Here is an 11,887-nt window from a genome sequence, read left to right as displayed (position 1 = left end):
GCACCATGCCGCCACATCGACGCTCATCGACGCGCATCCGAACGCGTCATGCTTAAACTCCATCTCTTCTTCATCGTTTTCATCTTCGCGAGCCTCGTGCCGCTCATCGCGCACGCGAAGCGCGCTGCCGCGAAGCAACCCGCCGTGCAGGCGCGTGCCGCGATCGCCGTCGATCTGGGCACCGGCCGCACGCTCTACGCGAAGCACGCCGATGCGCGTCTGCCCATCGCATCGCTCACCAAGCTGCTCACAGCGATGGTCGTGCTCGACTCGAAGCATTCGCTACTTAAGCCCGCGCGCATCACCGATGCCGACGTCGATCGCCTCAAGTGGTCGCGCTCGCGTTTGCCCGTCGGTTCGCTTCTGCTGCGCAAGACGATGCTCCATATCGCGCTGATGTCGTCGGAGAATCGCGCCGCGTTCGCGCTGAGCCGCGACTATCCCGGCGGCCGCGCGGGCTTCGTGCGTGCGATGAACCGCACCGCGAAGCGGCTGCACATGAACCGCAGCCGTTTCGTCGATCCGACCGGTCTTTCGCCGCGCAATGTATCGACCGCACGCGATCTCACGCGGCTCGCGCGCGCGGCGTATCGCTATCCGACGATCCGCGAATTCGCGACTTCGCATCACAAGCTGGTGCTCGGCGGCGACGGGCCGCTCGTGTATCGCAATACCGATCCGCTCGTGTATCGCGATTCATGGCACGTTGGTTTGCAGAAGACCGGCTTCACGAACGAGGCGGGACATTGCCTCATCGTCGTCGCGTCGGTGCATGGGCGTCCGACGCTCTTCGTCATCCTCGGTGCGCCTGCCGTGCATGGGCACTTTCAGGACGCGGAGAGGCTGCGGAGCTGGCTGATGAGGCGCTGACGACACGCGATGAAACGACCACGCTTCGCATCGGCAATCGGCTTGTGCATCGTGCTCGCTGCGTGTTCGCGGCAGGACAGCGTGTTTTCGATGTCGCCCGCGTTCGAGGCGCGCACGACGGCGACGGCGTCATCGGTGGAAGCGTGCATCGCTTCGCGCTGGAAAAGCGGCACGCGCGGTTTGAGCCGCGTGAAGCGGGAAGGCGCGGTTCGCCTGCGTGCGCAGACGTTTTTCAAGGGTGTGACGATCGGCGTGAGCGTCAGGAAGGATGCGGGCAAGACGCTCGTCGAGTATTTCGAGCGGCGCATCGCCGCCCCGCTGTATGAGACGATGGTGCGCGGCTGCCTGCATCCGGACGCCTCGGACGGAAGCTGAAGCGTCACGCCACCGCGAGCGATTCCTCGGTGACGGGTTTATCGTCGATAGGAAAGTGCAGCAATGCCGCGACGAGCCCCGCGATGGCCGTCGCGCCCCAGATCAGCGAGTACGAGCCGGTCGTGTCGAACACATAACCGCCGAGCCACGCGCCGAGAAACGAGCCGAGCTGATGGCTCAGGAACACGACGCCGAACAGCGTGCCGAGATGCCGCGTGCCGAACACCTTCGCGATGAGGCCATTGGTCAGCGGCACGGTGCCGAGCCAGGTCAGGCCCATCACGGCGGCGAAGATGACGACGGACACGCTCGTCGTCGGCAGGAGCACGAAGAGGGCGATCGCTCCGCCGCGAATCAGATAGAGCCATGCGAGCACATGCTGCTGGCGCCAGCGTCCGCCGAGCCAGCCGCATCCCCAACTGCCGATCATGTTGAACAAGCCGATGAGCGCGAGCGCCGTTGCACCGAGCCCGACCGGCATGTGACACAGCATCAGATAACCCGGCAAATGCGTGGCGATGAACGCGAGCTGGAAGCCGCACGAGAAAAAGCCGAGCGTCAGCAGCCGATAGCCGCGATGCCGTGTCGCGAAGCGCAGCGTTTCGCGCAGCGGCATCGTCGCAGGTTGCGTTTCGTGCGATGACGTCGCCACGCCCCGGCGGCGGCTCGCGCGATCGAGCACGATGCCGAGCGGCGCGGCGAAGAGCAGCACGAAGGCGAGCGCATAGAGCGACGCCGCCACGCCCGCATGCACGCGGATTTCCTGCGCGAACGGCACCATCAGCACCTGGCCGAGCGAGCCGCCCGCGCTGGCGAGGCCCATCGCGACACTGCGGGTTTGCGGCGACGCGACGCGCCCGACCGTCGCGAGCACAACGCCGAAGCTCGTGCAACTGATGCCGATGCCGACGAGCAAGCCGAGACCGAGCACGAGCATCCATCCGGATGTCGCGGCGGCGGCGAGCGTGAGTCCGGCGGCAAATGTGGCCGCGCCGGTCGCGACGACGGGCGCCGCGCCGTAGCGGTCGGCGGCGGCGCCCGCGAACGGTTGCGCGAAGCCCCACACGAGGTTGTGTAGCGCGATCGCGAAGGCGATCAGTGTGACGGGCAATCCGCGATCGAAAGAAAACGGTCCGATGAAAAGCCCGAAGGTCTGACGCACGCCCATCGCGGCGCTCAGGATCAGCGCGGCGGCGGCGATCAGCGCCCACGCCGTCGCGCGGCTCGGATTCGTCGTTGGGGAAAGGGTCGGCATGGCGCGTGTTCCTCCTTGCGGCCATCGTCGCAGGCGAACGTCCGTGCTGGCAAACGAAAAGTTTTCGCGGACGGTTGAGCGCAGTTCAACCGTGACGGCGTTCCTCGTCCATCTCGACGAAACCCGCCGCCTGCTCGATCAGCCAGTTGCGGAACGCGACGAGATCCGCGCGGGCGCTGGCTTGCGGCGTCTCGCAGAGCCAGTAGGCCGTTTGCGTTTCGACACGCGTTGCGGATGCTTCGACGAGCGTGCCCGCCGTCAGTTCGCGATCGACGAGCGGCCGCCGCCCGATGACGACGCCGAGCCCGGCCGCGGCGGCATCGAAGGCGAGCTGGACGGTATCGAAACGCAGGCCGCCGTGAAGATCGAGACCGTCGATGCCCGCGCCGTCCATCCACGCCTGCCAGTCCTGGCTCGCAGTATCGACGTGGATGAGCGTCGCGCGCGCGAGATCGGCGCTGCCGTCTGCGCCGGTCAGCATCGCGCGATAGCCGGGACTGCAAACTGGCACGAGCCGCTCGCCGAAGAGACGCTGCCACGACGCGCCGTCCACCGGGCCGCGCGACAGGCGCAGGCCGAAGTCGAAGCCATCGACGGGAAAGCCCGCCTGACGGCGCGAGGTGTCCACACTCACGTCGATGTTCGGCCAGCGCGCGCGGAAATCGGCGAGACGCGGGACGAGCCAGCGGGCGGCGAGCGTCGGCGCGCAGGTGATGGAAATGGAGCGGCGCGTGCGTTGGTCGGGCAGCGATCGCGTGCCGATGGCGATGAGCGAGAACGCTTCGGCGATGTACGGCAGGTAGTGTTCACCGGCGGCGCTCAGCGACAGTCCGCGCGGCTCGCGCACGAACAGCTCGACGCCGAGCATGGTTTCGAGCGCGCCGATGCCGTGGCTCACGGCGCCGGGCGTCACGTTCAGCTCGGCGGCGGCGAGCTTGAAACTGCGATGGCGCGCGGCGGCTTCGAAGAGGCGCAGGGCGTTGAGCGGTGGCAGGCGCTGGGGCATGTTGTCGTTCGTTATTTCCGATCGAGCGCCTAGTTTGCCATCTCAGCGGGCGGGCTCGCGCCGTGCTTTCCACCAGTCCCGCAAGCGACGCGCGATGAGCCCGAACGGCGGATTGGCGAACAGCACCGCCGCGCCCAGCGCGATGCCGCCGCAGACGAGAAACGTGCCCCGATAGCCGAGCGCGGCCACGAGCGCGCCGGACAGTACGCCGGAGAGGATCGATCCGACCCGCGACGCGTTGAAAAACAGCGCCGTTGCTGAGCTGGGGCTTCGCGGCATCAGGTCCTGCATATAGATCATGCCGAGACACGAGATGACGGAGACGACGAACGCGTTGAACGCCTGCATCGGGATCAGGAACGGGATGCTCTGCGAAGACGCGACCGCGATGAAATAGACCATGTGCACGGCGGCGCTGGAGGCGAGCCATCGCTGCTTGTCGAGGCGCGAGCCGCGTGCGCCGAGCGCCAGCATCATCGGGATTTCGAGGAATGCGCCGAGCCCGAGCATGACCGATACGTCGATGCGCGTGCCGTGCATGCCGTGCACGACGTAAAGCGGCAGCACGATCATGGTTGCGCTTGCGGCGAGTCCGACGAGCGCCATCGCCACGGTGGCGCGCCAGATCTCCGCGCGGCTGTGTTGCGCGCCGGCGTGCGGCTGCACGAGTTCCTCGGTGTCGGGCGCGGTGACTTCGAGCAGCGACGACGGATCGCCCGCATAGTGCGCGGGCGCGCTGTGCGGGTCGCCCTTGGGAGAATCGTGCATCTTCCAGACGATGCCGCCGCACGCGACGAAACACGCCGCCGCGAACAGGAAGAGTCCGTAGAAGCCCGCGGCGGCGAGGACCAGCGCGCCGACCGACGGTCCGAACACCCAGGCCATCGAAAGGACGGTTCGCAGCGTCGAGAGCGCGAGGGCGCGTTCTGCTTCGTCATCGACGGGCAAGGCGGCGCGTGCGAACGAGAAGACGAGCGACATGGCGGAGCCGCCCGCGCCGAGAAACACGACGCCGATGGCAACCAGCGCGGCATAGCTGCGCAGCAGGCAAAGCAGCAGAAAACCGAGCGCCGACGCGATGAGCGCCGCAAGCAGAAGTTCGCGATGATGGCCGTGCCGGTCGGACCATTTGCCCGCGAACGTGCTGGCCACGACGCCGCTCGCGGCGATTGCCGTCATGAAGACGCCGAGCCGCAATGGGCTCATGTCGGCCTGTTCGACGCTGAACAGCGAGAGATACGGCGCGGTGAACGACATCGCAATGCCGAGCATCAGGGTCGCGCCGGCGAGCGGCAGGAAGAAGGGGATTTTTGTAAGGCTGAGGAGGCGTGTGTTCATCGGGACGTGGAGGACTCGGGCGATCAGGCGAGTCGTGTTTCGGCTGCAAGGCGCGTTCCGCGGACCTTTTCGGGAATGCGCGCCGGATTCGGGACGGGTTGCGCAAGAATATCGGCGATCAGGCGATAACTGAGCAATTGAATTTGAAACAATTCGAGTGTCGGCTTCGCGGGTCTCCGACAGTAGCGCACGCGGCGTTCCGGTCAGGGCGCATCTACCTTCGAGATCAGTTCGAGCAAATCCGTGCCCGCAAAGGGTTTGACGAGGAGCTGCACGCCACCCGCGTTCGCTACCGCGAGGCGCGTCGACTGATTGTCGTGCGACGTGATGAAGACGGCCGGGGGGCGTGGTTCTCCGATGAGTGTGTACAGAGTCGGCCCCGAGACACCGGGAAGCTGGACGTCAAGGACGAAGCATCGCACAGTCGCCACGACGTTCGCAGCTCTATATGCTTCGGCACTGTCGAACGAAAGCGCCTCATATCCGGCCAGTCGCAATAGCCGTTGGAGCGCGCGTCGCATGCCATCGTCGTCTTCGACGATGACGATCGTTTGTTTGGTATCGCTCATGGCCAGCCACGGGGAGATACCCCGAGTGTGGTGCCGGCAGTGCAAGCTTGCTATCGGGATGTGGGGCAACGAAATTGCCCTTGGGGGCAAGCCGGGTCCGCCAGCACGGCTGACGCGCGGGTAAGTGAGTCCGCGCGTGCGCGGGTAAACGGCTCCGCGCGTCGAACGAGCTCGGCAAGTGAATGCGCGTCGAACTTGCGCATGAGTTCGGCTCGACAGGATTTGATCGTGCGTTCGCTCAGATCGAGGTCGGCTGCAATCTGCTTGTTCAATCTGCCGGCGATGATGCCGCCCAACACGACCTGCTCGCGCTCGCTGAGCGAGACATGGCTCTGCAACGGCGTCGCATGTTCTACAGCCGCGCCATCATGTGCTGCTAGCGCGCTTTCGATGGCTGCGAGCAAGGCCTGCGAATCGATGGGTTTCAGAAGAAAGTCACTGGCTCCGGCCTTGATGGCAAGGACAGTTCGTGGAATGTCCTGATAGGCGCTGATGAAAATGATCGGAACCGGGGTCTCGCGGCGTTGCAGCGCGTGCTGCAGATCCAGCCCGCTAGGACCGGGAAGCTCCACGTCGAGGAGCAGGCAGCCCGGAAGCGGGTTGGGTTCTGCCACGAGGAAGTCGCCGGCGCTCACATAGACCTGCACCGTGTAGCCGGCATGCTTCAAGAGCCGTGACAAGGCGGTGCGCATGGCTTCGTCGTCATCCACGATGTGGATGACCGCTTCGGCATGATCGATCAACTCTCGTGTCCTTGTATCGCCGCCGTTTTGGAACCCGGCGACATGACCGCTCGAGCGCACGCCCCATGCGCCCACTGTGCCTGCGGGTCACTTCGCATTCACAGATATCACAACTTCGCGCCCGATTGCTCGCGTTTGTCGAAGACGCTACGGGTTGGGCATGGAAGCGGCCGTCGCCAGCAGGTTTTGCGGCTTCACCCGGATGAGGCCATTTCGCGGACTGTCGATGTCCGCGATGAGTGTGAACGAAATCGAAACAATCACAGGCATGATCATCAGAAAACGTCGCCCGGGGTTCGAGCTTCGCGTGCCGTATCCAATCAAGGCATTGCAGAAAAAGCCGATGACGACCATCAGCGCCCATGCCGAAATCGGGATGTGGTTCCACCAGGCAGCCTGTGTATAGCCCTGTGTGTTGATGACATCGTTCATTCCGGCGATCGCCAGCGCGGTGAGCGGGCTCGGTTGCGCATTCGCGCCGGAGCGGGCAGCGGTCCAGAGCTTCGACTGCAACTGAGCCGTGCTTGCGTTGATTTGCTGCAGTTCCTCGCTGTCCCCCGTTTGATAGAAGTCGATCCGACGCGCGATGTACTGGCCCAGAAGCGTGCGGATCTCCGAAGCCTGCGCGGCGGGAAGCAGCTCCGCACGCAGCAACTCCGTCCCGATTGCGTTGGCTTCCTCTTCTTCGAGGTTCTTGCGCTGATCGTAACGTCCCACCGCCATCGAAAGACTGAATCCGATGACCAGAGCAAGAAGGGTGAGCGAAGCCGACTGCACAACCCCAAAGTCGTCACGCAAGTCGTCTGCCATCGGACGCGCCCGCCGTAGCACAGTGCCGAGGTAAGCGCCCACTGACATCGCGAGCAAAGTAAGCACGAGAAACGTGATCGGGTGGCTAACCAGCTTTTGCACGTTTGTCTCCTTTGATCGATGCCCGGAACCGGCATTCTCTCAAGCTCTCGATGAGTCGTTTGTCTTGGAAATGTGGCACCAGACGCTCGGTCGTGCTATCGGGACGACGGGCAATGCGATTGCCCGCAGGGGCAATTCGAACGCGGATTGCCCCAAGGGGCAACAGCGGTTGCCCGATATCCCTATGGTACACAGCGACGCACGCGTGAATGATTCTTAACGTCGTTCTCACCAATAGGGGTGAAGCATGTCCATGAAACTTCGCTGGCTGGTCGCTCTTGCTGTCATGGCTATCGACGGGGCTATGACCGTGACGAGCGCCGCGCCCAATCCGGCGACCGACGCCACACGCAAGGCGAACCAGGCCGTCGCAGATTATCTGCCGTTCTCGAACACTCAGGATTTCGAGGACGTGCGCCGGGGCTTCATCGCCGATCTGCCTAGTGCGGTCATCAAAGGCAGCGCCGGCAACACCGTCATCGATCTCTCCCAGTACGATTTTCTGCACCAGAACGGCCCCGCTCCGGCCACAGTGAATCCCAGCCTGTGGCGGCAGTCGGAGTTGCTGTCCACGCGCGGACTCTTCAAGGTGGTCGATGGCATCTATCAGGTGCGCAACATCGACCTCGCGAACATGACCTTCATTCGTGGGAAGACGGGCTGGGTCGTCATCGATCCGCTGACGTCGACCGAGACCGCGAAGGCCGCGCTCGATCTGGTCAACGACAAGGTCGAGCGCTTGCCCGTGACCGGCGTGATCTTCACGCATTCGCACGTCGATCACTTCGCGGGCATTCGGGCGGTCGTCGACGAAGCGGACGCGCGCTCGGGCAAGATCCCGGTCGTCGCGCCCGAAGGTTTCATGGAAGAAGCCGTCAGCGAAAACGTCTTCGCCGGCAACGTGATGAGCCGGCGCGCGTCGTACATGTACGGCAATCTGCTGCCGAAGAATCCCGAAGGCACAGTCGGCGGCGGTCTCGGACTCACGACCGCGGCGGGCACCATCACGCTGTTCGCGCCGAACAAGATCATCGACAAGACCGGCGAGAAGATGACCATCGACGGCATCGATATCGTATTTCAGATGGCGCCCGGCACCGAGGCACCCGCCGAGATGCTGTTCTACTTCCCGCAGTTCAAGGCAATCGACCTGGCAGAGGATGCCAACCACACGCTGCACAACCTCCTTACGCTGCGCGGCGCGAAAGTGCGCAGCGCACAGAAATGGACGAGCACGCTCGACGAAACCATCGAAATGTGGGGCAGCGACGCGGTGGTGTCGTTCGGCAGTCACCATTGGCCGCAATGGGGCAATCAGCGCGTCGTCGAACATCTGGAGAAGCAGCGCGACCTGTACAAGTACATCAACGATCAGGTTTTGCGCATGGCCAACCAGGGCCTGACGATGAACGAGATCGCCGAGCAGTTCAAGCTACCCGACAGTCTCGCCAAGGAGTTCTATAACCGCGGCTATTACGGTGATCTCAAGCACAACGTACGCGCGACATACCAGCTTTATCTCGGCTTCTGGGACGGCAATCCGGCGACCTTCAATCCTTATCCACCGGTGGAGGAGGCCAAGAAATACGTCGCGATGGTCGGCGCGGCCAAGATGATCGACACCGCGAAGGCCGCGTATAAGCAAGGAGATTACCGCTGGGCTGCGACCGTCGCGAACAAGGTCGTCTTCGCCGATCCGAAGAATCGTGAGGCGCGCAGTGTCGAAGCGGACGCGCTGGAGCAACTGGGCTATCAGGCGGAATCGGGGCCGGCGCGCAACTTCTATCTGTCGGGCGCGCAGGAGTTGCGCGCAGGGGTGCAAAAGGCGGCGACCCCCAACACGAGTTCGCCCGACATCATTCGCGGCATGACGACGGACATGTTCCTCGACTTCCTGGCCATTCACCTCAACGGACCGAGAGCGGGCGACAAGTCATATGTCTACAACCTGAGCTTCCCGGACACGAAAGAGCAGTACGTGCTGACAGTGAAAAATGGGGTGATGAACTACCGAAAGAACAAGCAACTCGACAAGGCGGATGGCACCGTCACGTTGAATCGCACGACGCTTGACGACATCGCGCTCGGGAAGATCAAGCTTGGCAATCTCGCCGAAAGCGGTCAGGTCAAGATCGACGGCGACTCGGCGAAATTCAAGGAGATGCTCGGGAACTTCGACAAATTCGACTTCTGGTTCACGATCGCTGAACCTTGAGATACCACGCCCGAGCTATGCGGTTGCCGTTTGCTCGTGGTTTCACGCCTGACCTTGCGCCGCGTTGCGAATGGACTGATGCGGTGCAAGGAATCGATACCTGCCTGCAGATGGCAGCCATACGATGAAAACGCTGCCGCCACCTTCTCTGGACTGAGAGGTAATGGTGCCTCCGTGGCTTTCGACAATCGTCCTGGCGATCGAAAGCCCGAGGCCCATGCCCTGCGGTTTGGTGGTGAAGAAGGAGTCGAAAAGCTTCCTCCGCGTGGCTTCGGAAATACCGTGGCCGCGGTCTGCAACGATCAGCGCAACGCCGTGCTGGCTGGGCTGGGTCGAAATCGATAGGATTCGGTTTGAATCTCCTGTTTCGTGCATTGCATCCATCGCATTCACCGAAAGATTCAGAAGCACCTGTTGAAGCTGAACGCAATCACCAACGATCGGTGAACACTCCAAGCTGAGCTCCGACTCGATCACGATACGGCGACGCCGCGCTTCAGGGGTCAACAGGGTCAGGGTTTCATCGACAGTCGAGTTCAAATCCAGTTCGATGAACTCGATGGGGTGCTTTCTCAACAAATCACGCAGGCGTTGCACGACCTGATTCGCGCGGACTGCATCACGGCGTACGTCAGCGAGAATCTGCTGCAGTTCATGCACTTCGGGTTCGCGATGCTCGAGGATCAGCCCCGCCGCGTCCGCGTTACTGAGAATGGCGCCCAGCGGCTGACCGACTTCGTGTGCGATCGAAGCGCTCAATTCGCCGGCAGACGATATGCGTGCGGCTCTCGCGAGTTCGTTCGCCCGTACCGTTGCGGCTTCTTCCGCGACTCTTCGTTTCCGACGTTGCCAGAGCAGGGCGGCGATCGTCAACGCTTGCAGCCCCACGACGGCAGCCACGAAGACGACGGCGCCCCGATACTGATTCCAAAGAGAAGGAGCGACGTTGATCTGCTTGCAGTCGTCGGGAATCAAAGAGGAGCGAATCGCCAGTCTGTCGGCCTGGCCTCTGTCGACGGTGCAGCGAGATCGCTCCGTGTGCAACGTCGCGCCGTTTGGCGAGACCTTGCCGAGCAGGATGGACGCGGCGAGCTCGCCGGCGCGACGCCCGTTGTCCTCGTAGCTTATGACTGCACCGCCTAACAGGCCTTGATTGAGATAGGTCGGATACCAACCGTAGATGGGAGAACGGGACGCACGCGCCATCGGAGCCACGACTTCAAACGGGAAGAAAGTTCGACCCTCACGGTCACGATACATCGTTGTATAGATGACGGCGGCGCCGGACGGGTCGAGCGCACCCAGCCGCGTTTTCAGTTCCTCTAGTGTGAGCCCGCTCCATACGCTGACATCCCATTTGCGGGATCGGCGGGCGTGAGCAGCTTGCTCGGCCAGCTGCGCGGTGAAATCGTCGAAATTGCTGTTTCCTGCCACGATCACGAGTTGCGTCGCTTGCGGCTGCAACGCTTCTGCGAGAGCAATCGTATTGTCCGCGTCGAAATGCCAGGCGATATACGCGAAGTCGGGCGGCATGCGTGCGACGCGGCTCTCGTCGATGCTTGTAATCAGGATGGGCGCTTTGGGCCAGATGTCCTTGTGATAACGACTGGTAAAGTCGAGCGCGAAATCGGCGATGCCAATCACCATATCGATTCGCTTGTTCTCGTACTTCTTTTTCAGAAGTGCGAGAAATTCCGGAGTCAGATCGTTACTGTCGAATCGCAACTCATCGAGAGAGTCGGTATAGAACTCGACACCATCCGGTGCAGCGGCGGTCAGGGCGCTACGCAGCGCGCGAATCTGGATGGCCACCGCTGGCTGCGTCGGATCGGCGCCGGGAAGAATGACGACACGCCATCTTTCTCCGGCATCGACTGCCGAGGAAAAGAAGCCGAGAAGCAACGCCAGCCAACATAGGCTCCATCGAAGCAATCGTTTGTGACGCGACCACGCAAGACTTCGCGGCGTCGAAGTTCCCTCGACCATATCAACTCCGAAGGTGGGCGGCGAAACGATCCGGTAGCGGGAGCACAAGCGGTACAGGTTGGAGTCGTCGAAGTGCGAACTTGTCCGACGAGCAATATAGCAAGTTGCTTACATTTTGCTGGAGTGTGGGAAGGCTTGCCGTACATACAAACGATGCGGTGATGCAAGAATTGACATAATGTAAATTAGCGCATTTCTGTGTGTAGGTCCCAAGTTCAAATGTCGCGTTTCTGCCAGATGGAAATGTCGTGTTTTGACGTAGGTTCGTGGCCAGACGAGCGTTTCAGGAGCGCTGGCGATGAACACGACCGGGACCATCACGATGTCGATGCGCGAACTGGATCGGTTCAAGGTCATTCAGGCGGTCGCCGACGCGCGACTCAAACCCGGACGTGCGGCCGAACGGCTAGGCTTGAGCGTACGGCAAGTCGAACGCCTGGTGTGGCGTTACCGCGCGGCCGGCGTGGCCGGTCTGGTGTCAGGCAAGCGCGGACGAACGGGTAATCATCGACTGCCCGAGGGCGTGGCGCAGCGCTCGCTCGCGTTGATCCGTGAGCGCTACGCCGATTTCGGCCCGACGCTGGCGTGCGAGAAGTTACGGGAATGTCACGGGATCAA

At 62.7% G+C, this 11,887-nt stretch carries 11 protein-coding genes; 4 read left to right on the top strand and 7 right to left on the bottom strand.

Translation table 11 applies throughout. From position 1 onward, the window contains the following. Positions 1–48: 48 nt before the first annotated feature. The gene (locus AWB74_RS06325) at positions 49–870 is read left to right on the top strand and encodes a serine hydrolase family protein (protein WP_061145934.1); all 822 of its coding nucleotides are present in this window, start codon (positions 49–51) and stop codon (positions 868–870) included. A 9-nt stretch (positions 871–879) separates the two neighbouring features. Continuing rightward, positions 880–1,245 (top strand): hypothetical protein, encoded by a 366-nt coding sequence (locus AWB74_RS06320; protein ID WP_143749151.1) that lies wholly within the window; start codon positions 880–882, stop codon positions 1,243–1,245. A gap of 4 nt (positions 1,246–1,249) precedes the next feature. Here AWB74_RS06320 and AWB74_RS06315 read toward each other — a convergent pair whose 3' ends face one another. The 6 genes from AWB74_RS06315 to AWB74_RS06290 form a co-directional block, all read right to left on the bottom strand. Beyond that, positions 1,250–2,500 (bottom strand): MFS transporter, encoded by a 1,251-nt coding sequence (locus AWB74_RS06315; protein ID WP_061145932.1) that lies wholly within the window; start codon positions 2,498–2,500, stop codon positions 1,250–1,252. An 85-nt stretch (positions 2,501–2,585) separates the two neighbouring features. Next, positions 2,586–3,506 (bottom strand): LysR substrate-binding domain-containing protein, encoded by a 921-nt coding sequence (locus AWB74_RS06310; RefSeq protein ID WP_061145931.1) that lies wholly within the window; start codon positions 3,504–3,506, stop codon positions 2,586–2,588. A gap of 42 nt (positions 3,507–3,548) precedes the next feature. Beyond that, positions 3,549–4,844: a sugar efflux transporter gene (locus AWB74_RS06305; protein ID WP_061145930.1), complete on the bottom strand. Its 1,296-nt coding sequence runs from the start codon at positions 4,842–4,844 to the stop codon at positions 3,549–3,551. 203 nt (positions 4,845–5,047) lie between these two features. Next, positions 5,048–5,413 carry a response regulator gene (locus tag AWB74_RS06300; RefSeq protein ID WP_061145929.1) on the bottom strand — a complete coding sequence of 122 codons (366 nt, stop codon included), beginning with the start codon at positions 5,411–5,413 and terminating at the stop codon, positions 5,048–5,050. A gap of 50 nt (positions 5,414–5,463) precedes the next feature. Continuing rightward, positions 5,464–6,156, bottom strand: coding sequence for a response regulator transcription factor (locus AWB74_RS06295; RefSeq protein ID WP_087038867.1), 693 nt, complete (start codon positions 6,154–6,156; stop codon positions 5,464–5,466). A 147-nt stretch (positions 6,157–6,303) separates the two neighbouring features. Next, complete coding sequence (locus AWB74_RS06290; RefSeq protein ID WP_235024510.1) at positions 6,304–7,014, bottom strand: bestrophin-like domain; 711 nt, start codon at positions 7,012–7,014, stop codon at positions 6,304–6,306. A 301-nt stretch (positions 7,015–7,315) separates the two neighbouring features. Here AWB74_RS06290 and AWB74_RS06285 point away from each other — a divergent pair, with 301 nt between their 5' ends. Then, entirely contained in the window at positions 7,316–9,283 is a 1,968-nt protein-coding gene (locus AWB74_RS06285; protein ID WP_235024500.1) for an alkyl/aryl-sulfatase, read from the top strand. A 42-nt stretch (positions 9,284–9,325) separates the two neighbouring features. Here AWB74_RS06285 and AWB74_RS06280 read toward each other — a convergent pair whose 3' ends face one another. Continuing rightward, complete coding sequence (locus AWB74_RS06280; RefSeq protein ID WP_087038866.1) at positions 9,326–11,269, bottom strand: sensor histidine kinase; 1,944 nt, start codon at positions 11,267–11,269, stop codon at positions 9,326–9,328. Between the two features lie 298 nt (positions 11,270–11,567). Here AWB74_RS06280 and AWB74_RS06275 point away from each other — a divergent pair. Continuing rightward, a partial coding sequence (locus tag AWB74_RS06275) for a helix-turn-helix domain-containing protein (protein ID WP_143749150.1) occupies positions 11,568–11,887 on the top strand: 320 nt, incomplete at its 3' end.

It is taken from the genome of Caballeronia arvi (assembly GCF_001544695.2).
GTDB lineage: Bacteria > Pseudomonadota > Gammaproteobacteria > Burkholderiales > Burkholderiaceae > Caballeronia > Caballeronia arvi.
This window is presented reverse-complemented; position numbering and strand designations above follow the sequence as displayed.